This is a genomic window from Shewanella putrefaciens (assembly GCF_016406325.1).
Taxonomy (GTDB): domain Bacteria; phylum Pseudomonadota; class Gammaproteobacteria; order Enterobacterales; family Shewanellaceae; genus Shewanella; species Shewanella putrefaciens.
The window spans coordinates 3,080,919-3,104,120 of the sequence record NZ_CP066370.1; the positions used below are offsets into that span (position 1 = coordinate 3,080,919).

At 44.5% G+C, this 23,202-nt stretch carries 19 protein-coding genes; 4 read left to right on the top strand and 15 right to left on the bottom strand.

Annotated elements, in window-relative coordinates:
* Window positions 1-180 precede the first annotated feature (180 nt).
* Window positions 181-651 carry a regulatory protein RecX gene (locus tag JEZ96_RS13815; RefSeq protein WP_373291696.1) on the bottom strand — a complete coding sequence of 157 codons (471 nt, stop codon included), beginning with the start codon at window positions 649-651 and terminating at the stop codon, window positions 181-183.
* 17 nt (window positions 652-668) lie between these two features.
* On the bottom strand, window positions 669-1,742 hold the full coding sequence (recA, locus tag JEZ96_RS13820) for a recombinase RecA (RefSeq protein WP_011788615.1): 1,074 nt from the start codon (window positions 1,740-1,742) through the stop codon (window positions 669-671).
* Window positions 1,743-2,124: 382 nt separating this feature from the next.
* Between recA and mutS the strand changes: the two genes are divergently transcribed.
* On the top strand, window positions 2,125-4,695 hold the full coding sequence (gene mutS / locus JEZ96_RS13825; protein WP_061782789.1) for a DNA mismatch repair protein MutS: 2,571 nt from the start codon (window positions 2,125-2,127) through the stop codon (window positions 4,693-4,695).
* Between the two features lie 96 nt (window positions 4,696-4,791).
* On the opposite strand, the gene rpoS is transcribed toward mutS, so the two are convergent.
* The 11 genes from rpoS to mazG form a co-directional block, all read right to left on the bottom strand.
* A complete protein-coding gene (rpoS, locus tag JEZ96_RS13830) occupies window positions 4,792-5,772 on the bottom strand; it encodes an RNA polymerase sigma factor RpoS (protein ID WP_011788613.1) in 981 nt (326 codons plus the stop codon).
* Between the two features lie 81 nt (window positions 5,773-5,853).
* Window positions 5,854-6,738, bottom strand: coding sequence for a peptidoglycan DD-metalloendopeptidase family protein (locus JEZ96_RS13835; protein ID WP_061782788.1), 885 nt, complete (start codon window positions 6,736-6,738; stop codon window positions 5,854-5,856).
* A gap of 92 nt (window positions 6,739-6,830) precedes the next feature.
* Window positions 6,831-7,466 (bottom strand): protein-L-isoaspartate(D-aspartate) O-methyltransferase, encoded by a 636-nt coding sequence (locus JEZ96_RS13840; RefSeq protein WP_011788611.1) that lies wholly within the window; start codon window positions 7,464-7,466, stop codon window positions 6,831-6,833.
* On the bottom strand, window positions 7,463-8,212 hold the full coding sequence (gene surE, locus JEZ96_RS13845) for a 5'/3'-nucleotidase SurE (RefSeq protein WP_011788610.1): 750 nt from the start codon (window positions 8,210-8,212) through the stop codon (window positions 7,463-7,465). The genes JEZ96_RS13840 and surE overlap by 4 nt, the downstream gene beginning before the upstream one ends.
* Window positions 8,209-9,291, bottom strand: coding sequence for a tRNA pseudouridine(13) synthase TruD (gene truD, locus JEZ96_RS13850; protein ID WP_011788609.1), 1,083 nt, complete (start codon window positions 9,289-9,291; stop codon window positions 8,209-8,211). Before truD ends, surE begins: the two co-directional genes overlap by 4 nt.
* A gap of 21 nt (window positions 9,292-9,312) precedes the next feature.
* Complete coding sequence (ispF, locus tag JEZ96_RS13855; RefSeq protein WP_014611064.1) at window positions 9,313-9,798, bottom strand: 2-C-methyl-D-erythritol 2,4-cyclodiphosphate synthase; 486 nt, start codon at window positions 9,796-9,798, stop codon at window positions 9,313-9,315.
* 40 nt (window positions 9,799-9,838) lie between these two features.
* Entirely contained in the window at window positions 9,839-10,543 is a 705-nt protein-coding gene (gene ispD, locus JEZ96_RS13860; RefSeq protein WP_373291697.1) for a 2-C-methyl-D-erythritol 4-phosphate cytidylyltransferase, read from the bottom strand.
* A 62-nt stretch (window positions 10,544-10,605) separates the two neighbouring features.
* Window positions 10,606-10,905, bottom strand: coding sequence for a cell division protein FtsB (gene ftsB, locus JEZ96_RS13865; protein WP_011788606.1), 300 nt, complete (start codon window positions 10,903-10,905; stop codon window positions 10,606-10,608).
* Window positions 10,906-11,004: 99 nt separating this feature from the next.
* Window positions 11,005-12,300, bottom strand: a complete 1,296-nt coding sequence (gene eno, locus JEZ96_RS13870) for a phosphopyruvate hydratase (RefSeq protein WP_011788605.1) — start codon at window positions 12,298-12,300, stop codon at window positions 11,005-11,007.
* A gap of 205 nt (window positions 12,301-12,505) precedes the next feature.
* The gene (locus JEZ96_RS13875) at window positions 12,506-14,143 is read right to left on the bottom strand and encodes a CTP synthase (protein WP_011788604.1); all 1,638 of its coding nucleotides are present in this window, start codon (window positions 14,141-14,143) and stop codon (window positions 12,506-12,508) included.
* Window positions 14,144-14,259: 116 nt separating this feature from the next.
* Window positions 14,260-15,186: a nucleoside triphosphate pyrophosphohydrolase gene (mazG, locus tag JEZ96_RS13880; RefSeq protein ID WP_025008505.1), complete on the bottom strand. Its 927-nt coding sequence runs from the start codon at window positions 15,184-15,186 to the stop codon at window positions 14,260-14,262.
* 534 nt (window positions 15,187-15,720) lie between these two features.
* Between mazG and aguA the strand changes: the two genes are divergently transcribed.
* Both aguA and JEZ96_RS13890 read left to right on the top strand, forming a co-directional pair.
* Window positions 15,721-16,833, top strand: coding sequence for an agmatine deiminase (gene aguA, locus JEZ96_RS13885; protein ID WP_061782784.1), 1,113 nt, complete (start codon window positions 15,721-15,723; stop codon window positions 16,831-16,833).
* A 73-nt stretch (window positions 16,834-16,906) separates the two neighbouring features.
* Window positions 16,907-18,613, top strand: coding sequence for an amidase (locus JEZ96_RS13890; RefSeq protein WP_198779882.1), 1,707 nt, complete (start codon window positions 16,907-16,909; stop codon window positions 18,611-18,613).
* A gap of 180 nt (window positions 18,614-18,793) precedes the next feature.
* Here JEZ96_RS13890 and JEZ96_RS13895 read toward each other — a convergent pair whose 3' ends face one another.
* Together JEZ96_RS13895 and JEZ96_RS13900 are read right to left on the bottom strand one after the other, a co-directional pair.
* Window positions 18,794-19,858, bottom strand: a complete 1,065-nt coding sequence (locus tag JEZ96_RS13895) for a methionine synthase (protein WP_025008502.1) — start codon at window positions 19,856-19,858, stop codon at window positions 18,794-18,796.
* A gap of 55 nt (window positions 19,859-19,913) precedes the next feature.
* Window positions 19,914-20,888 (bottom strand): DUF1852 domain-containing protein, encoded by a 975-nt coding sequence (locus JEZ96_RS13900; protein WP_061782783.1) that lies wholly within the window; start codon window positions 20,886-20,888, stop codon window positions 19,914-19,916.
* Window positions 20,889-22,286: 1,398 nt separating this feature from the next.
* On the opposite strand from JEZ96_RS13900, the gene JEZ96_RS13905 reads away from it, so the two are divergent.
* Window positions 22,287-23,150: an HNH endonuclease gene (locus JEZ96_RS13905; protein WP_128090271.1), complete on the top strand. Its 864-nt coding sequence runs from the start codon at window positions 22,287-22,289 to the stop codon at window positions 23,148-23,150.
* Window positions 23,151-23,202 lie beyond the last annotated feature (52 nt).

Here is a 23,202-nt window from a genome sequence, read left to right on the forward strand (position 1 = left end):
GCCACTAGAGGCAAAACGGCAGGATAAGGAATAATTGAAGACAGTGTAGGTTTGTCGCGATAAGGACAATTTTAAAGCAAGTGAGCACAACGAGAAACCAGAAGGCTTCAAAGCCCGTAGGTGATATGTAGATGAGTTTTTACAGCTTTAGCTTCAAATCATCACTTTTGAATTAGGGCGTTAATCATCTTCGTCGAGATCATTGGGATCTGAATCTAATGCATAACTGATTTGATCGTAGCTAAAGCCTTGGCCCATTAAAAAACGCACACGTTTAGCCTTTTCCTTTGCAATAAGTTCCCGAGCTTTAGAGCCCTTCACTTCTGTCACGCGGGGAACACCGTATTTTTTTGTAGCTTTGTCTTTTGCTAGCTCAAACCAATCACAATCACAATTGACCAAAGCGGCTTCAATGCAGTCTTTAGATAAGCCTTTCTGTGCGATTGCTTGGCGGATGCGTATTGCACCATGGCCTCGACTGATGTGGCTACGCACCAACAACTCTGCATAACGCGCATCATTAATAAAACCAGAGGATTCGCAAGCATCGAGTACAGGTTCTATATCGTTAAGTTCGAAACCTTTATCGAGCAATTTATCACGAATTTGTTGGCGGGAATAATCGCGGCGCGCTAGCAGCGCTACCGCGATTTGGTATGCGGACTGACTCAGAATATTTCGCCTGTCTCTAAGTCAATATTACCTTCTGTGCTTTCATCATCGGATGCAGATGATGCTAGGGCACTTGGATTACTTAACAGTAACTCACGTAATGTCTTGTCTATTTCGGCGGCAATTGCTGGGTTTTCAGTCAGATATTTACCCGCATTTGCACGACCTTGGCCAATTTTATCACCTTTATAGCTGTACCAAGCGCCCGCTTTTTCAATCAACTTATGGGCTACACCTAAGTCGACTAACTCACCTGTACGGTTAATACCTTGGCCGTAAAGGATTTGGAACTCAGCTTGCTTAAATGGAGCCGCAACTTTGTTTTTCACCACTTTAACGCGAGTTTCGTTACCGACAACTTCATCGCCGTCTTTAATGGCACCTGTGCGGCGAATATCCAAACGAACAGAAGCATAGAACTTCAGCGCGTTACCACCGGTTGTCGTTTCTGGGTTACCGAACATCACACCAATCTTCATCCGAATTTGGTTGATGAAGATAAGTAAGGTGTTGGATTGTTTCAAGTTACCAGCAAGTTTACGCATGGCTTGGCTCATCATACGCGCCGCTAGGCCCATGTGAGAATCACCAATTTCGCCTTCGATTTCAGCTTTAGGCGTTAATGCTGCGACTGAGTCGACCACGATAACATCAACGGCCCCCGAGCGAGTTAATGCATCGCAAATCTCAAGCGCTTGCTCGCCAGTATCCGGTTGTGAACAAAGCAAATTATCAATATCTACGCCCAATTTTTTAGCATAGATTGGGTCTAACGCATGTTCTGCATCGATAAAAGCACAGGTTTTACCTTCACGCTGCGCAGCGGCAATCACTTCTAAAGTCAGTGTCGTTTTACCAGATGATTCAGGACCATAGATCTCAACAATACGCCCCATTGGCAAGCCACCAGCACCTAAAGCGACATCTAGAGATAACGAACCAGTAGAAATGGTTTCGACATCCATAGAGCGATCTTCGCCCAGCTTCATGATAGAACCTTTACCAAATTGCTTTTCAATCTGGCTCAATACCGCTGCGAGTGCTTTCTCTTTGTTTGGATCGACCTTCATTCCTGTTCCCTCATCTAGGCAGCATCTAGGCTGTCAAAAGTGATATTCAATTTAGTAAAGCGGGCAATTCAAAAAGCGAGGCTTTCTGTCTTAATATGCTGACTAGTATACTGTACAATCATACAGTATCAAGACCTGTGCACGAATTATTTTTCAATGGGGTAATTTCCTTATACTTACGCACTTTTACATTAATATTGGGCAAATAAATTATCATAATAAGGGAATATCTACATTTGGTGGCTTAATTGTCAGTAAAATATTGCTAAGATTGGCGCAACTTATTTTGAGTAGGAATAGCCACAAACTTCCAAGGTTTTACGCTATATCCACACAGATTGATATCGCTTTTAGGGCAGCCACAACGGACGATAACGATTTAATGAATGTAATTGATACCGATGATTTAGAAAAACATACCCCCATGATGCGTCAATATTTGACGATGAAAGCAGAACATCACGATATGCTACTGTTTTATCGAATGGGTGACTTCTATGAACTCTTCTATGATGACGCTAAACGTGCTTCTGAGTTATTAGGCATCTCCCTGACTGCCCGCGGAAAGAGTGGCGGCGATCCAATCCCAATGGCTGGCATTCCCTATCATGCGGTTGAAGGTTATTTGGCTAAATTGGTTCAAATTGGTCAATCTGTTGCAATTTGCGAGCAGATTGGCGATCCCGCGACCGCTAAAGGTCCGGTTGAGCGTAAAGTCGTACGCATAGTAACACCCGGCACCTTAACCGATGAAGCCCTGTTACAAGAACGCCAAGACAATCTTTTAGCCGCAGTTTATCAAGGTAAAGTTGGATTTGGCTATGCGACCCTCGATGTTTCCTCTGGCCGATTTGTGATTGCAGAGCTTGATACAAGGGAATCCTTAGAAGCCGAATTACAACGTACAAATCCAGTCGAAATTCTTTACAGTGAAGATTTTGGTGAACTTGGCTTGCTAAGCCACTTCAAAGGCAAACGTCGTCGTCCCGAGTGGGAATTTGATTACGACACCAGCATCAAACTTTTACTTGCACAATTTGGCACTAAAGATCTTCATGGTTTTGGCATTAGCGATGCGCGTCTATCACTGCAAGCCGCTGGTTGCTTAATGCAGTATGTTAAAGATACACAACGTACTGCCCTGCCCCATATCAATGCCATAATTCGCTTTAATCAAGCGGATAGTATAGTACTTGATGCCGCAACCCGCCGTAACTTGGAACTCACCCAGAATCTAGCGGGTGGCCGTGATAATACCTTAGCAACCGTATTAGATAATACTGCGACAGCAATGGGAAGCCGTATGCTGCAGCGCTGGATCCATCAGCCATTACGGGATCCTAATCAAATTATCGCCCGCCAAACGGCTGTGAATGAATTACTTAAGACAGGCACACATGAACCACTCCATGAACAGCTTAAGGCACTGGGTGACATTGAGCGTATTATGGCAAGGCTTGCGCTGCGTACTGCTCGACCCCGGGATTTTGCACGCCTACGTCAAGCATTGAGTTTATTACCTGAATTACAACAAAGCTTAAGCGTGCTAAATGCACCTCATACCGTCAAACTATGTCAATATTTGGGTGAATTTCCCGAAGAACAGGCCCTACTCGAGCGCGCCATTGTTGATAATCCCCCTATGCTTATTCGTGATGGTGGCGTGATCCGCGAAGGCTACAATAATGAACTTGATGAATGGCGCGGTCTGAGTGAGGGGGCCAGCGACTATTTGATTCAACTTGAAGCAAGGGAAAAAGAACGTACTGGCATCAATACACTTAAAGTCGGCTATAACCGCGTACATGGTTATTATATTGAAGTCAGCCGCTTGCAATCTTCACAAGTGCCGCTCAATTATCAACGACGCCAAACGCTTAAAAATATGGAGCGTTATATCACGCCCGAACTTAAGGAGTACGAAGAAAAAGTGCTCTCAAGCCAAGGTAAAGCGCTGGCCCTTGAAAAACAGCTATGGGAACAGCTTTTCGATCTTATTCTGCCCAAACTACATGAGTTACAAGCTTTTGCTAGAGCGGCTGCTGAACTTGATGTATTAAGTAATTTTGCCGAACGCGCTGAAACTTTAGGATATATCTGTCCTCAGCTAAGCCAGGATATCGGCATCCAGATTGATGCAGGCAGACATCCCGTCGTTGAACGCGTCAGTCAAACACCCTTTATCGCCAATCCAGTCACCTTGCACAATCAAAGACGCATGTTGATAGTGACAGGACCCAATATGGGGGGTAAGTCGACTTATATGCGCCAAGTCGCCTTAATCACGCTTATGGCTCATATTGGCTGTTTTGTACCGGCAGAGCGAGCTGTGATAGGGCCTATTGATCGCATATTTACTCGTATTGGTGCATCGGACGATTTAGCTTCAGGCCGTTCAACCTTTATGGTCGAAATGACTGAGACTGCCAATATCCTCCATAATGCAACGGCTCAAAGTCTGGTATTAATGGATGAAATTGGCCGCGGTACATCGACCTACGATGGCTTATCTCTAGCTTGGTCTGCTGCAGAGTATCTCGCCCAACAAATCGGTGCCATGACGTTATTTGCTACCCACTATTTTGAGCTAACCCAACTGCCGGAACTTATGGCTGGTGTCTATAACGTCCATTTAGACGCGATAGAACATGAGGATACCATCGCCTTTATGCATGCGGTACAAGAAGGCGCCGCCAGTAAAAGCTACGGCTTACAGGTTGCAGCACTCGCGGGCGTACCAGCGAAAGTCATTAAGGCAGCCAAACACAAGTTGCAGCAATTAGAAAGTCGCGATCATCAGCTTGAGGGCACAAAAACGCCCATTCAAACCCTACTCGCCCTACCTGAGCCGGCTGAGAATCCCGCTCTAACTAAGTTACAAGCAATAAATCCCGATAATTTAACGCCTAAACAAGCACTTGATTTACTCTACGAATTAAAGCGCTTGAGCTAATCAATTAAATTAAAAAACAAAACGCCCACTATTGTGGGCGTTTTTAATAGGGACTTAAATTGCTTGATCATTACCGTCTTACTTTGCCCAATAACATTAATTTCTAAACAACGCTTCAACAGATAGGCCTTGTGAACCGAGTAAATCACGCAGACGTTTTAAGGCTTCAACTTGAATTTGACGAACACGCTCACGGGTTAACCCTATCTCTGCACCGACATCTTCCAATGTCGATGGCTCATAGCCTAATAATCCAAAACGACGAGCTAATACCTCTCTTTGTTTAGTATTTAACTCATTGAGCCATTTCACTACCGAGTTTGAGATATCTTCATCCTGTACCTTATAGTCAGGGCCTACACTGTCATCATCGGCCAATATATCGATCAGCGCTTTGTCATTATCGCCCCCCAAAGGCGTATCGACTGAGGTAATCTTTTCATTCAACTTCAACATACGGCTGACATCTGCACTAGGGACTTGCAATTTTTCAGCAATTTCTTCAGCTGTCGGTTCGTGATCTAATTTTTGCGCTAATTCCCGAGCGGTTCTTAAATATACGTTCAACTCTTTAACAACATGAATAGGTAAACGAATGGTGCGAGTTTGATTCATAATTGCACGTTCAATCGTTTGACGAATCCACCAAGTTGCATAGGTTGAGAAACGAAAACCTCTTTCGGGATCAAATTTTTCTACCGCGCGGATAAGTCCTAAGTTCCCTTCTTCGATTAAATCTAAGAGTGCTAATCCTCGGTTGTTATAACGACGTGCAATCTTAACAACAAGTCTAAGATTACTTTCAATCATGCGATTACGGGATTTTTCACAGCCTTTTAAGGCTTTACGAGAAAAGTAAACTTCTTCTTCTGCGCTAAGCAGGGGGGAAAACCCTATTTCACCTAAATAGAGTTGCGTGGCATCAAGATTTTTTTGCAGGTCATCTTGAACCTGTTGTTCTAGTCCAAGTTCTTGAACTAAATCTGTAGCAATATCCTCTTTTTCGAGATCAAACTCTGCGGTTTCAACGGAAAAATCGACTAATTCTTCTGCGGCAGTGCTATTTATACGGCTCATGATCAAATCTCCTAAACCTAATTAAACTGCTTGAACTATTGCAATTTCCTATCCTCCATTTGCCAACAAGGCCCTAAGCAATCATTGCTTAGGCAAATAATTAAGTGGGTTAACAGATTGACCATGATAACGAATTTCAAATCGTAACATTACTTGATCGGTTCCTGTACTACCCATTTTAGCAACTGTTTGTCCAGCGAGGACATGTTGCTTTTCTTCAACTAAGATCTGATCCGTATGAGCATAAGCACTAAGGTAATCTTCACTGTGTTTAATAATGACTAAATTACCATAACCCCTAAGAGCACTACCTGCATATACCACCCTCCCGTCTGCTGCGGCTTTGATGATATCTCCCCTTTGACCTGCGATCTTAATGCCTTTATTCCCCTGCTCATTAGCAGAGTAAGTCCCAACTAATTTACCTCTTACAGGCCATTGCCACTGGCTCACACTGTCAGGCAGTGTCGAAGTAGGAGCAACGATTGTAGGGTTAATATTTTGTTGGCCACTTGTTGCAGAATACGCAGGCTTAGCTTTCTGATCAAGTGTTTTTTTCTGTGAAGCACTTATTTGCAAATTATTATTATTTGATTGTTTTTCCTGAGAATTATTTGATTTTTGACTTTTCAAAGCAGAAGAATATCCACCTAAAGTCTTAGTGTTGGACTGATTAACAATCCGAGGCTGTGTTAAATACAAGATCTGCCCAGGGTAAATAGTGTAGGACTTATCTAATTGATTAATTTTAGCTATTTCAACAAAATCCTTCCCTGCCGCCCATGAAATAGAATAAAGCGTATCGCCTTTTTTTACTTTATAAGAATCGGATTTAAGATGGCCTTTACTGTGTTTTGAGAGGTGGGGAGAAAGACTTTCGACAGGCGCAGGGTGGCTCGCCTGAAAGCTACAGCCTACAAGCATAAACAATAAGCTGAGGTTTAAAAGTAAACCCGCATTCAACAATAAAAACTCCTCTACTAAGTTGCATTACTGTTTATGATGAGAAACACACTTCCTCTAAACATCACTAACAAGTGATGAAGTTGCAATCCAATTTATGCTAATTCACCATTAACTAATGGCACAAATTTTACCGTTTCAATATTTTCTGAACTAAAACGCTCGCGATGACGTGTGATCCGCATCAATTGCTGTGTGTTCTCTCCCACTGGTAACACTAACACTCCGCCATCGACCAGTTGGGATAAAAGTGCCTCGGGTACTGTCGCTGCGGCAGCGGTCACCATAATGGCATCAAACGGGCTACGGTTAGACCATCCTTGCCAGCCATCGCCATATTTGAATGACACATTATGTAGATCGAGCCGTTTTAATCTTTGCCGAGCTTGAATTTGTAAGCCTTTAATACGCTCTATCGTACAAAGCTCTGGCACTAACTGGGCTAATATGGCGGCTTGATAACCCGACCCCGTTCCGACTTCTAGCACCTTTTTTGGCATATTACTGAGTAATAGTTCGGTCATTCTGGCAACGATATAAGGCTGAGAAATCGTTTGACCTTGACCAATTGGCAAGGCGGTATTTTCGTAGGCTTTATGGGCTAACGCATTATCGAGAAACATTTCACGCGGGGTTTGCGATATCGCCTTTAACACGGCTTGATTACGGATCCCCGCATCAGAAAGCTTTTTAGCGAGATTCACCGCCGATGTTAAGGCAACTCGAGTCATATTTTATCTACCCAATTCTGCAATACCGATAATTGTCTGTAGGCTGTGAGATCAACCGTCAAAGGGGTAATTGACACATACCCATTGGCAACTGCATGAAAATCTGTCCCTTCGGTAGCATCTTGTTCAAGACCTGGTGGGCCGAGCCAAAAAATCTCTCGCCCCGCAGGATCTTTTGTCCGCACTATGCCTTCAGCTTTATGCCTTGCGCCAAGCCGAGTCACTCTAATCCCTTTAATCTCATCAAGCGGTAAATCTGGTACATTGATATTTAAAATTTGATCGCTCGCTAATGGGTGTAATAAAAGTCCCTGCACGATGCGCCGTGCATAAACAGCCGCAGATTGATAATGCTTAAACTCTCGGCCATTGAGAGAAATAGCCACTGCTGGAAAGCCTAAAAATCGCCCTTCCATTGCCGCAGCGACGGTCCCAGAATACAAGGTATCATCACCCATATTTGCACCGGCATTAATGCCAGAAACGACCATATCGGGTTCACCATCACAGAGCTCGCGGATAGCTAAGTGAACACAATCTGTCGGCGTACCATGTACAGAAATATAACCATTATCTAACCTATTAATTCTTAATGGATTAGTCAAGGTTAGTGAGTTACTGGCCCCCGAACAATTACGATCAGGCGCGACTGTCATCACGTTGGCTATTTCAACGAGTGCTTCTGTTAAGGCTTTGATGCCAGGTGCATTGACACCATCATCATTACTAACAAGAATGCGGATCATGATGCAGCGTCATCACTACCGTTAACAGCGTTAGCCTCTGACGTAACTGTTGCTTGCCACTGCTGCTCTTTTACATCCTGATAATTAACCAGTTCCCTAAGTAAAGATGTCGCAAAGCTACCCGCTGGTAAAATAAACTCTAACACTAAACTATCTTCTGTTATTTCGTATTTAAGCCCTTGAGGCTCAAGCAGTAATGGACGACGTTCCTGCTCCAATCCTGCATGTTCCAAACCATAGCAGTCATCGCTAAGCTCACTCATCGCTAAGGTTTCCATCGCCGCGGCTTCGCCTTGAGGCAACATCATGCCACGACCCCACAAAGGTGCTGATAGTTGAATATCTTTTTCAATCAGACGTTTCAACACCACCAGATCCCATTCGGGTGTCACGAAGAAACTTTTGCTACCCGCCAACATCACACAATCACCCGCTAAAGGTTTAGTACCATGGTTGGCTAAGCGGTATGACACGACGGTATTAAACAAGTTTGAGCGCACAGCAGATAAATACATGCTGCGTTTGTTTCTGTCTTTCACTTTTTTACCCGCCAACATTTGGCGTCCCATGACGAGATTTTTACCATCATGGCCAAAACGCTGCTCACCAAAATAATTGGGGACACCGATTTGACTCACTTTCTCAATCCGGCTAATGATATCTTCAGCGTGAGTGACATTACGCAAAGTCAAAATAAAGCGATTACCCAGTAGTGCACCGATGCGTAATTTTTTGCTATGGCGGCTACTAGAGAGAAGCGTTAATCGTTCACTGTTAAGTTCTGCCCAAGCGGGAGTTTCTTTACCCGGAATGCGTACACCAAACCATTGTTCAGTAATGGCATTTTTATCTTTCTGGCCCGCATAGGTCACTTCCTTTGGATGCACCTTTGCAAACTTGGCAATCATTTCTGCCACTTGAACCGTATTCAGCCCGTCTTTACGGATATGTAAGAGATGATGCTCCCCTTCTCCTGTTGGGCTAAAGGGCAAAATCTCTTTCACGATAAAATCGCTATTTTGAGTACGTAAATCGGCAGTGCCGAGTGGTTTGCCATATAAGTAATGCAGTTCGCTCATGGGACTTATCTATCTCGTTAATTAATCTTGTTTACGGCTCATCAACACAACTGCTTCTACCGCAATGCCTTCTTTACGTCCTGTAAAACCTAACTTTTCAGTAGTGGTGGCTTTGACGTTAATATCATCCAATTCGGCCATTAAATCGGTGGCAAGCACTTGGCGCATAGCTTCAATATGGGGTGCAATTTTGGGCGCTTGGGCAATAATAGTGACATCAACATTACCTAGTTCAAAACCCCTTTGCTTTGCCAAATCATAGCAATGACGCAATAATACGCGGCTATCAGCGCCTTTATAGGCGGTATCCGTATCGGGAAAATGTTTGCCTATATCTCCGAGAGCCATCGCTCCCAGAATGGCATCAGACACTGCATGCAACACCACATCACCATCGGAATGTGCGACGAGCCCAGTCTCATAGGGTACTTCAACACCACACAATATTAAGGGCCGATCTTCGCCAAATTTGTGAACATCGAAACCATGACCGATACGGATTTTCATTTATTATTTCCTAACTTACTTTAGTAACATGCTAGATAAACTATTTTGCCACGCGCATTAAAAAGAGTTCAGCCAGCTCCAGATCATCGGGATGTGTGACTTTGATATTGTCGGCACGGCCAGAAACCAGCCCCGGTGATATCCCTGCCCATTCCATGGCTGAGGCTTCATCCGTAACCGTTACACCAGCTAGGATTGCCGCTTGAAGATGCATTTTCAACTCAGATGTTGGAAATAATTGCGGCGTCAACGCATGCCATAAATTATCGCGGCAAACAGTTGCATTTATTTCCCCTTTTTGATTAGCACGCTTCATCGTATCACGCACTGGCATTGCCAATATCGCCCCATGGGGGAAATCGGCACGTGACACAAGTAATTTATCGATATCAGCCAAGGTTAAACAGGGCCTTGCTGCGTCATGTACCAAGGCCCAACTATCTTCAGGCGCTTTCATCAACGCCGCCAACACTGAATCAGCACGCTCACCGCCACCAAGCACTGTGATAAGTTTTGGATGCTGCGCTTGTGGTAATGCGTAAAAAAATGAGTCATTAGGATGTAGTGCAATAATCACTTGGGTGATTTGTTGATGCGACAATAGTGTATCTAACGTATGGGCAAGAATACTTTGACCTAATACCTCAAGATATTGCTTGGGTTTATCGGCCCCCATGCGGCTACCAATTCCTGCTGCGGGCACGATCGCGACAACGCTTTGGGGATCTGGATTTGCTTTCATCATTTGATGCTGATGTTCGAGATTGGGTCGCTCTTCTAATGCGATATCCATACGCATTAACTCCGTCACTGAGAAGGACTCGATACTGAGCGTTCACCACCCACCACACGGTAGAAAGTTTCACCTTCTTTTACCATACCGAGCTCGTTACGCGCGCGTTCTTCAATGGCCTCAGTACCGCTTTTAAGGTCGATAATTTCTTCTTTCAGCACTTGGTTACGCTCATTGAGTTTATCGTTACCTTCTTGCTGAACCGCAATATGTTTTTGCAAGACAAAGTATTCGGGCAGACTGTTGCTTCCCGACCATAGCCGATATTGCAATAAACCGAGTAGCACTATGAGTGCAATGACAAAAAATTTCATGGAGGAATTAGCGTCAGTATCTTGGATTAATAAAATATACCGCAGATAGTACAACAAAAAAGGCCACCAAGTGGTGGCCTTTTTGCATCAAACGTTAAATTACGCCTGACCTTTGATCTCTTTCAAACCACGGTATGGGGCTTTTTCACCTAATTGCTCTTCGATGCGCAGCAATTGGTTGTATTTAGCCACACGGTCAGAACGACACAGTGAGCCCGTTTTGATTTGACCTGCCGCTGTACCCACAGCTAAATCGGCGATGGTCGCGTCTTCAGTTTCACCACTACGGTGTGAAATCACTGCGGTATAACCTGCTTCTTTCGCCATACGAATGGCCGCTAAAGTCTCTGTCAATGAACCAATTTGGTTAAACTTGATAAGGATTGAGTTAGCAATGCCGTTTTCGATACCGCGGGTTAAGATTTTAGTGTTGGTTACGAATAAATCGTCGCCCACTAATTGGATCTTGTCGCCCATAATTTGAGTTTGGTAAGCCCAACCATCCCAATCTGATTCGTCTAAGCCGTCTTCGATAGACACGATTGGATATTGATCTGCCAATGATTTTAAGAAATCAGAGAAACCGTTCGAGTCAAAGACTTTACCTTCGCCCGCTAAATCGTATTTACCATCTTTATAGAATTCAGAGGCGGCGCAGTCTAATGCCAGAGTCACATCGGTACCTAACTTGTAGCCCGCCAGTTCAACCGCTTCTTTAATCACAGCTAACGCATCAGCGTTTGACGCTAAGTTAGGTGCAAAACCACCTTCGTCACCCACAGAAGTGCTTAGGCCTTTGTCGTGTAATACTTTTTTTAACGTATGGAAAATTTCAGCGCCCATACGCAGTGCTTCACGGAAGGTTTTTGCGCCAACAGGTTGCACCATGAATTCTTGGATATCAACGTTGTTATCCGCGTGCTCGCCACCGTTTAAGATGTTCATCATAGGCACAGGCATAGAATATTGGCCAGGGGTGCCGTTTAATTCAGCGATATGTGCGTATAAAGGAATACCTTTAGATGCTGCTGCTGCTTTGGCTGCCGCTAAAGACACAGCCAGAATAGCGTTTGCGCCTAACTTGTCTTTGTTTTCAGTGCCGTCTAAGTCGATCATGATTTGATCAAGCTCAGCTTGTGCAGTGGCATCTTTGCCTAGTAACGCAGTGCGGATGACACCGTTGACGTTGGCAACGGCGGTTAACACGCCCTTGCCTAAATAACGGCTCTTATCGCCATCACGTAATTCTAACGCTTCGCGGCTACCGGTTGATGCGCCAGATGGCGCTGCCGCCATACCCACAAAACCACCTTCTAAATGCACTTCGGCTTCAACTGTTGGGTTACCACGAGAATCCATAATCTCGCGACCAATCACGTTAATAATCTTAGCCATATTACCCTCGATTTAAGTTTAAAAATAAAAGAAAAAACCAATACCTATGGGAATAAACAGATGCAAATATCGGCAAAAACGTCGTTTATTGTTCCATCTATCGGTGTGTCATTTATACACATGGGTACGAGTTCTTTTCATATCAAAGCGGCTTGAGTGTAACAAAAGGCCAGTCCCACTGTCGCGGTTCTGGCCTTAAATATTGTTACTTCAGATCACGTTTTTGGTGTGCGCTCGCTGCGGCAATAAAGCCTTCGAACAATGGATGACCATCGCGTGGCGTTGAGGTGAACTCAGGGTGGAATTGACCCGCAACAAACCATGGGTGATCTTTTAATTCGATCATTTCTACCAACTTGCGATCGGAAGATAAACCACTGAACACCATGCCAGCTTGCTCTAAGCGTTCTCTGTACTTGTTGTTCACTTCGTAACGGTGACGATGGCGTTCGATACAGCTATTGCCTTTGTAGGCTTGTGCCGCTTTAGAGCCTTCAAGTAAATGGCACAATTGTGCGCCTAAACGCATAGTGCCACCTAAATCAGAAGCCTCATGGCGTTGCTCAACATTACCTTCCTCATCAACCCATTCAGTGATTAAACCTACTACTGGGAATGGCGTTTCTTTATTGAATTCCGTTGAATGAGCATCAGTCATACCAGCAACATTACGGGCAAACTCAATCAGAGCAACTTGCATACCTAAACAAATACCGAAATAAGGTAGTTTGTTTTCACGGGCAAATTTTGCCGCCAGTATCTTACCTTCAACACCACGCTCGCCGAAGCCACCTGGTACTAAGATACCGTCTAAGCCCTGTAGGACTTCATCGCCTTTAGCTTCTACGGTTTGTGAATCAATATACTTGATGGTCACAGATACGCGGTTTTTAAGGCCTGCATGTTTTAATGCTTCGTTGACTGACTTATAGGCATCTGGCAGTTCAATGTATTTACCCACCATACCAATCACGACTTCGCCGTTTGGATTAGCTTCTTGGTAAATCACATTTTCCCACTCAGATAAGTCAGCTTCACGGCATTCTAAACCGAAACGCTTAACCACTAAGTCATCCAAACCTTGTGAACGCAGCAGTGCTGGGATTTTATAAATACTATCAACATCTTTTAATGAAATAACCGCACGCTCTTCAACATTACAGAATAGCGAAATCTTCGCGCGCTCGTTTGCTGGAATTGCGCGATCGCCACGGCAAATCAACACATCGGGTGCAATACCAATAGAACGCAACTCTTTTACTGAGTGTTGAGTTGGCTTAGTTTTCACTTCGCCAGCCGCACCTAAGAAAGGCACTAAGGTTAAATGCATGAACAGAGTACGATCGCGGCCAAGCTCAACGCCGAGCTGACGGATAGACTCAAGGAACGGCAAGGACTCGATATCACCCACAGTACCGCCGATTTCGACGATAGCCACATCATGGCCTTCGCCACCTGCTAATACTTTTTCTTTAATCGCATTAGTGATATGTGGAATAACCTGAATGGTTGCGCCCAAATAATCGCCACGACGTTCTTTACGTAGTACTTCTTCGTAAATACGACCGGTAGTGAAGTTGTTACGACGATTCATCTTAGTACGGATAAAACGCTCGTAGTGACCCAAGTCGAGATCTGTTTCTGCACCGTCTTCAGTAACAAATACTTCGCCATGTTGGGTTGGGCTCATGGTACCCGGATCAACGTTAATGTAAGGGTCCAGTTTCATGATGGTTACATTGAGACCGCGGGCCTCTAAAATTGCAGCTAATGATGCTGCTGCAATGCCTTTACCTAGTGATGAAACAACGCCACCAGTAACGAAGATATACCTTGTAGTCATGCTGAACCTGAGAAAATGAGTTTGAAAATACGTGCTTGTAAGAAAGCACTAGGACGGGGCAGTAGTATACCAAAGGCGGCGCGATTCGACAAACACCAATCGGGATAATTTGCCGTTTATCTCGTCTCCATCGCTTTTACTTGGTCCCAATAGGCATCGAGCTCCATTAATGTATGCTCTTCCATGCTTTTACCGCTGTCACTGGCCAACTGTTCAACGCCGCGAAAACGGCGTTCAAATTTAAGATTGGCTTGGCGCAACGCTTGTTCAGGATCGACCTTAAGATGTCGAGCTAAATTCACTACGGCAAACAGCAAATCGCCCATTTCGGACTGCACTTTAGCTTGGTCTTGCTCGTCTTGATTCACTTCATGCAAGACTTCATCGATTTCTTCATGGATTTTAGCGACCACGGGCTCAAGCTCGGCCCAATCAAACCCGACTCGCGCCACCCTTTGCTGAATTTTGATTGAACGTGACAGCGCGGGTTGTGAGCGAGGAATATTGTCTAGCGCTGAAACAATAATATCGGCTTGGGTTTCACCCGCCACTTGCTGTGCCTTTTGTTCACGTTCACTCGCCTTAATCGCCTCCCAATTGGCTTTCATCGCTTTGGCGCTATCGCCAATTTGTACATTTTGCTCACCAAACACATGGGGATGACGACGGGTTAACTTGTCGCTGATTTTCTCAATCACGCTCGAAAAATCAAATAACCCCTGCTCTTTGCCGAGCTGACAATAGAATACGATTTGAAATAACAAATCCCCGAGTTCATCGGGTAACTCATCCCAGGCTAAACGTTCTATGGTATCGGCAACTTCATAGGCCTCCTCTAAGGTAAAAGGCACTATGGTTTGAAAGGTTTGCGCTTTATCCCAAGGGCAACCCGTGTGCGGATCACGCAGTTTTTCCATTATCTTAAGTAGCGGCTCTACATCTGTTATAGACAGTTCCGTTGTAGATGGTTCCGTTGTAGAAGTTTCAGTCATAGAAGGTTCAGTAGTAGAAAATGAGGTTAATGGCGCCGTGTGGGAAGTCATGCAGATGTCCTTTAAAGATAAATACTGCAACGGGCGAATATTGAGAAAGAACAAAAAATACGCCTCAGCAGTGCTTATTAGCGAAAGGCTATAATAAAGCGATGATGATAAGCTAGGTAAAATAAAAGCGCTATTTTGATGCTGAGATCAGATTTTAGTGCCGTATTTCAACTAAGACTTATTTTAACGAAAGAGCGTTCGCTCCATTTCGTAATTCACTCATCTCGTGAGCAATAAATTGACAACCTTGTTACCCTGCAAATTCTCATCTATGTCCTGCATACAAGTATTTAGCGCAAGCCATCTTAAATGATAAGATACGCAGCAATACTTCAATGAAGCTAAAACTCACCGAGTGAAGACCTGACAATTTCGGCCAAACTATTACATGTGATGAATACACATGAGGAGCGCCGCGTGATGAATGCGGTTATTCGATCTATTTATTTGATTATACTAGGCGTTTCTCTATTCTATCGTCCTATATTAGGGCGTACGCCTCTATAGATTTCAGCATTACTGGAGACAAAACTCATGACAAACGTGAATGTGGATGTCACGCCGTTAACGACTAAGCCATCCCAAGATGGTTTTTATATGCCCGCCGAATGGGCTGCGCAGCAAGCGGTGTGGATGATTTGGCCCTATCGTCCTGATAACTGGCGCGCAGCTGGTGCCTATGCTCAGGCGACCTTTGCCAAGGTGGCCGATGCCATTGGCGCGGCAACTCCAGTGTATATGGGTGTCCCTAAAGCCTTTTTAGCCGAAGCTAAAGCGGTAATGCCATCCCACGTCACTTTGGTTGAAATGGACAGTAACGATTGCTGGGCTCGCGACACTGGGCCAACAGTAGTTGTAAATGCTCATGGCGAATGCCGCGGTGTTGACTGGGGTTTTAATGCTTGGGGCGGCCATAACGGTGGTTTGTACTTCCCATGGGATAAGGACGAGCAAGTCGCACAGCAAATGCTTGCGCAGCATGGTTTTGCCCGTTACAGCGCGCCGCTGATCCTCGAAGGTGGCTCCATCCATGTCGATGGTGAAGGCACCTGTATGACGAGTGCCGAATGTTTGCTCAACGCCAACCGTAACCCTGAACTGACAAAAGAACAGATTGAAGACTTACTGCGTGACTATTTGAATGTTAAGCAGTTTATCTGGTTACAAGATGGCGTTTATATGGATGAGACCGATGGCCATATCGACAATATGTGCTGTTTTGCCCGCCCTGGTGAAGTCATTCTGCACTGGACCGATGATGAAACTGATCCACAATATCCACGTTCAAAAGCCGCGTTAGAGGTGTTGCAAAATACCGTGGATGCCAAAGGCCGTAAGTTAAAAATCCATCTGTTGCCACAACCGGGGCCGCTGTATTGCAGCGAAGAAGAATCAAAAGGTGTGACCGAAGGCACTGGCGTGCCACGCACGGCGGGTGAGCGTTTAGCAGGTTCTTATGTGAACTTTTTAATCACCAATAATCGCATCGTGTTCCCGCTGCTTGACCCTGCAACCGATGATATCGCCGCCCAAAAACTGCAGGAAATCTTCCCAGAGCATGAGATTGTGGGTGTGCCAGCCCGTGAGATTTTATTAGGTGGCGGCAATATCCATTGTATTACTCAGCAAATCCCTGCTGGAAAGTAACCCAAGGAGAACAGCATGACGATTAATGTCACTGTTATTGCACCACAATTGGCTTTCTGCGGGAGGGCGTAAGATGTTTGAAGTCACTGAAGTTTCTATTGCCGAGCTGCGTGCAGCGCTCGAATCTGGCCGCACCACCGCAGTTGAGTTGGTTAAGTCGTATCTCGCGCGGGTTGAGGCCTATGACGGCCCTGCGACAAAGACTAAGCTCAATGCGTTAGTGGTACATAATCCCGATGCGCTGAAAGAAGCCGAAGCCTCAGATGCGCGCCGCGCCCGTGGTGAAACCTTAAGCCCACTTGAGGGTATTCCGTATACCGCCAAGGATAGCTATTTGGTGAATGGGCTGACGGCGGCGTCTGGCAGCCCAGCCTTTAAAGATTTAGTGGCCCAGTACGATGCCTTTGCCGTTGAGCGCCTACGCGCCGCGGGTGCCATTTGCTTAGGCAAAACCAATATACCCCCCATGGCCAATGGCGGTATGCAGCGTGGTCACTATGGCCGCGCTGAAAGCCCATACAATGCTGAGTATCTTACTGCACCATTCGCTTCGGGCTCTTCCAATGGAGCGGGCACAGGTACGGCGGCAAGTTACTCGGCTTTCGGTCTTGCAGAAGAAACGTGGTCAAGTGGCCGTGGCCCTGCGTCCAATAATGGTTTATGCGCCTATACGCCGTCTCGCGGCGTGATTTCCGTGCGTGGCAACTGGCCGTTAACCCCGACCATGGATGTTGTCGTGCCTTATACTCGCACAATGGCGGATATGCTCGAAGTGTTGGATGTGATTGTGGCCGATGACCCCATTACTCGTGGCGATCTCTGGCGTCTGCAACCTTGGGTCCAAATCCCTAAAGCCTCCACAATTCGCCCAGAATCTTATCTGGCGCTGGCGGCTAGCGCCGATACGCTCAAAGGTAAGCGTTTTGGGGTGCCGCGCATGTACATCAATAAAGATGAATTGGCGGGTACCAGCGAAAATCCGGGTATTGGCGGCCCAACTGGTCAACGGATTCATACCCGCCAATCGGTTATCGATTTGTGGGAAGCGGCGCGTAGAGCCTTAGAAGCCGCTGGCGCCGAAGTGATTGAAGTCGATTTTCCGCTGGTTTCCAATTGTGAAGGTGACCGCCCGGGTGCGCCGACGGTGTTTAACCGCGGTATCGTTACGCCCCAATTCCTCCATGATGAATTATGGGAACTCTCAGGTTGGGCGTTCGATGAATTCCTGCGTGCTAACAATGACCCTAAACTCAACAAGCTTGAAGATGTGGTTGGGCATTTGATATTCCCTCATGATCTTGGCACCTTGCCTAACCGTGAAGGAGACTTAGCGGCAGGCATGGAAGAGTATGTCAACATGGCCAAGCGTGGCCTTAAATCCTTCGACCAGATCGACAGCATTCCCGATGGTCTGCGTGGCTTAGAGAAGACGCGTAAGCTGGATCTCGAAGACTGGATGGACGGGCTAAAGCTTGATGCCGTGCTGTTCCCAACCGTGGCCGATGTGGGCCCCGCCGATGCCCATGTGAATCCGGCTTCTGCCGATATCGCATGGAGTAACGGGGTTTGGGTAGCAAACGGAAACCTTGCGATTCGTCACTTAGGCGTACCAACTGTGACTGTACCTATGGGCGTGATGGCCGATATTGGTATGCCAGTTGGTTTGACCTTCGCAGGCCGCGCCTATGACGATAACAACCTGCTTAAATTTGCAGGTGCATTTGAGTCAACAGGTGACAGGCGCATGATTCCGCCGCGCACACCAAAGCTTGGCCAATAAGCGCTAAGACAATGCATAAGCCCAAGCACTAAATGTATGAGCTTAAAAATGAAAACGGGATTTGCACCAGAATGCCAATCCCGTTTTTTTAATACCGACGTCAATACCTTTTCAACAAAGCTAGACTCATGCTGCTATAAAACATGCTGCTGTAAAACAGACAGCAACACTTAACGCGTCTTATCTTAATGCCAAGAGTTCTTTTCTGACGATCTCTGCGCCTGCACTTAAGGCATTGAGTTTACCTCTTGCGACTTGATGCGATAAGGGCGTCATGCCGCAGTTGGTGCAAGGATAGAGCTTGTCGGCATCGACAAATTTAAGGGCTTTTCGTAGGGTGTCAGCCACTTCCTCAGCGGTTTCAATGGTGTCGGTGGCAACATCAATCGCACCGACCATGACTTTTTTACCGCGAATGAGTTCAAGTAGTTCCATTGGCACATGGGAGTTGTGACATTCTAGCGAGATAATATCGATATTAGACTTTTGCAGTTTAGGAAACGCTTCTTCATATTGGCGCCACTCTGAGCCCAAGGTTTTTTTCCACTCTGTATTGGCTTTGATGCCGTAACCATAACAAATATGCACCGCCGTTTCGCATTTAAGCCCTTCAATGGCTCTTTCTAAACACGCAATACCCCAATCGTTTACCTCATCAAAAAACACATTAAAGGCAGGCTCATCAAATTGGATAATATCAACACCCGCCGCTTCTAATTCTTTGGCTTCCTCATTAAGAATTTTGGCAAATTCCCACGCGAGCTTTTCGCGACTTTTATAATGGTCATCATAAAGCGTATCTATCATGGTCATAGGGCCAGGCAGCGCCCATTTAATCCGTTGCGTGGTTTGCTTGCGTAAAAATTTGGCATCCTCAACAAACACCGACTTTTGGCGGCTCACTGGGCCGACAACCGTGGGCACGCTCGCATCATAGCGATCACGAATTTTAACGATTTTACGTTTTGAAAAATCAACGCCGTTGAGGTGTTCAATAAAGGTAGTGACAAAATGCTGCCGCGTTTGCTCACCATCACTGACAATATCAATCCCTGCTAGCTGTTGATCCTGTAATGACAAACGCAGTGCATCGTGTTTACCGGTAATTAATTCCTCTCCTTGCAATTTCCATGGAGACCAAAGTGTTTCAGGCTCTGCAAGCCATAAAGGTTTAGGCAAACTGCCCGCAGTTGAAGTCGGTAACAGTGTCTGGTTAAGCGATGTTTTATTAAGTCGTGTTGTCATAATAATGATGCCGTATTGGATTAATTAATGAGCGTGACAATTAGGCGCAGAGCGACTAAAGATAATTAGCAGACCATTGTTCAAAAAACGTTTGATAGGGTTTGATAAAGTGCTCCGCTGCAAATTTGCCTTGCTCATTCGCCAATTGGCTACGTTCTGCTCGGTCATAAACAATTTGAGTCAGTGAATGATCCAAGTTTTTCAAATTAGGTTGATAGCATTTCCCTGCAACGGCATTGGCGTTATAAATCTCTGGCCGATAGATTTTTTGAAAGGTGCCCATAGTGCTGATGGTGCTTATCAACTCAAGATGGGTGTAATCATTCAGTAAATCACCAAAGAAATAAAAAGCTAAAGGCGCCACACTATTTGGCGGCATAAAATAGCGCACCTGTAAGCCCATTTTTTTGAAATATTGCTCAGTTAAAGACGACTCATTTGGCTGATATTCAACCCCTAATACTGGATGCTGATTCTCAATTCTATGGTAGGTTTTATTATCCGACACACTGAGGCAGATAACCGGTGGCTTATTAAAATTCTGTTTGTAAGCATCAGAATTAACAAAAGACTGAAATAGCTTGCCATGTAGTCCACCAAAATCATCTGGAATACTAAATTTGGCTTGGCCCTTATTATGTTCTGCCAGTAATACGCTAAAGTCATAATCGCGTACGTAAGATGAAAAATTATTACCTACAATGCCTTCAATACGTTTATTGGTTTTATGATCAACAATATTGGTTTTCAATACTTCAATCGATGGGAAGGTTTGACCACTGCCGTCAATATCCAAATTAACGGAGATAATTTCAAGTTCGACAGAATAACGATCGCCTTTAGGGTTATCCCAATGCGCTAAGGCATTAAAACTATTATCAATCATCTTTAACGCGTTGCGTAAGTTCGCTTGGCGATGACTGCCTCTGGCCAAATTAGCAAAGTTGGTCGTGATACGCGTCTTGTCTGAGGGATGATAATTTTCATCAAGACAAATGCTGTTAATCGTAAATGTAAAATGCTTATTCATAGTGTTCCAGTATCCCATTGTCTGATTTCAAACCTGAGTTTATGCCCTGCGCTTCTAGCTTCTCGACCCGACTCTGATAGACATTATTCGTGTTCTGTCTGAGGTTCTATTTAACTTAAGTGCCGATGACTTAAGTCCTGATGGCTCAGCTAGTGTGCAACTTCAAGCTTGTCTAATATTTCGCTTGGAGTCATTTATACGTGGTTCAGCACATGAACAAAAACGGTTTTATTTCACATACAACATGAGCCATATTCATGATCAATTAGCATGGCTTTGTGGATTAACCTGAACTTGGGATAGGGAAAAGCAGGAAAGCAGTGACAGTCATATATTTATCTATTTTCGAGTTCGCCCTCCCTAGAACCAGTTCGTAATATTGCCGCTTGCACACTTGCCCATAGTGTATTTCGAGACCGAAAGATAGCTTCGTGAGTGTTCACTACTTGACCTAAAATTAGTAATGATACAAAGTGCCCGTAAATGAACTACACACATTAAGCCTGAGCGGCCGCAAATTTTGCCTCGTTTTAGTCTCACATTTTAAAGTTATGAGTATAGGTAGCTATGATTAATCTTATAATTATGATGTTCATTTTTACTATGATTTCTGCGCTGATTGTAGAAATTCATTGTCGTATCCAAATGAAAATCATTGCAAATGAAAAAAACGCATTTAGTTTAGTTATGCACTATTTCCTTACAATTCCTCTTGCATTGTTCGCAGTGTTTTTTATGCAGAAGTTATGGGATACCACTTATTTTCTCGAATTTTCTGAACTTAAAAAGGCAATAGTCGAACTCGGCTGTGTAATTATTTTCATATTGCCATCAATTTACATTGTATCAGTTCGGTATTCTGGACTAGTTGATAAAATGGAACGTTGGCGTAAAAACTAAGCCTACCAAAGTCGCTCAGTGTGTTTGATGAATTACCTTTTATAGATCTTGCTGGACTATAGCTAGGAAGTTGAGACTAAAGAACATAGACACCCAACCTTAAATAGCGATCACCCCAATCACTACCCATTCGTATAATGGGCAGTAGTTAGCATGTCTGAAATACACCATGTCTTAATGAATTAGCTCGTTTTTTCCTCAGATGCAGTCCTGCTACTTTTGGTAACTCTCATTCAAACCATTTTAGCCAGAGCAGGTTGTAGGCAAACCGAAAGTACATTAGGTTGTTAATTTAAAATGGGTGGCCTGATCTACTAATACAGTTAGATAATAGGTTTGGAAAATGCGCATTTTTGCGGATAGTGTATTTAATAAAAATCTGATAAGTTCTTTTATTACAAGTAATTAAACTGTGCGTGTTTTTACTGGTCTAATGAGGTAAACGCGCATGCACAATAATAAAATGTTGAAACTAATAAATTTCGGAGTTTGAAAACAATGTCAGAAAGAAAACCTATTCCTAAAAGTGTGAAAAAGGTACTTCGTTCTGAGGTCGGATTTGGCTGTCCTGTTAAAGGGTGTGGTAACCCTTACCTCGAATACCACCATTTTGACCCTCCGGTTAGTGTCAAACCTCATAACGAACCAGAAGGCATGATTGCACTATGTGCTCAACATCATAAAAAAGCGGATGGTGGGGCATATACCACAGAACAACTGCATGAGCTTAAGAAAGACAAAGCAAATGCAAAGTTAGTTAAAGGTAGTTTAGATTGGTTGCGTAAAGACTTGCTGGCCGTAGTAGGAGGTAATTTCTACTATGAAACCCCAAGAATAATAACAATTGATAACATCGATTTAGTTTCTTTGGTACGTGATCAAGATGGGTATCTTCGATTAAACATCAATATGCTAAGTTTGGAGTCAGATGAACGTATAATTATCGAGGAAAACTCGTGGGAAAATATCGGATCACCTCTCGATTTACGGAGTCCTCCTCAAGGTAAAGAGCTTGAGGTGAGTTACCATAATGGTGACTATCTATATTTACGATTTATAGAGCTTGAATCATTTGAGCAAGCGCAACAGCGATATGGGACCGATGTATTTAAGGGTATAACTTTTCCGATCACAGCTGTTGAAGTCAATATGACAATTGCTGGTACTCGCATAGAACTCACCCCTATAAGTTCTCAGTTAGGTGGTATTCAGATGACAGGTTGCTTATCGTCACACTGTGGTGGTGGTGTAGTAATTCAAAATAGTGGAATACAGTGGAAACAAAATCTTGTATGGAAACGTAAAACACTAGTGGAACAGACAGAGTATCCGAATGTTGTAAAAGTAAACTTTGGTAGGTGACAAACGTTTTTATAACAAACACTTCAAGCGGGCGTTAGCTGTACGGTAATAT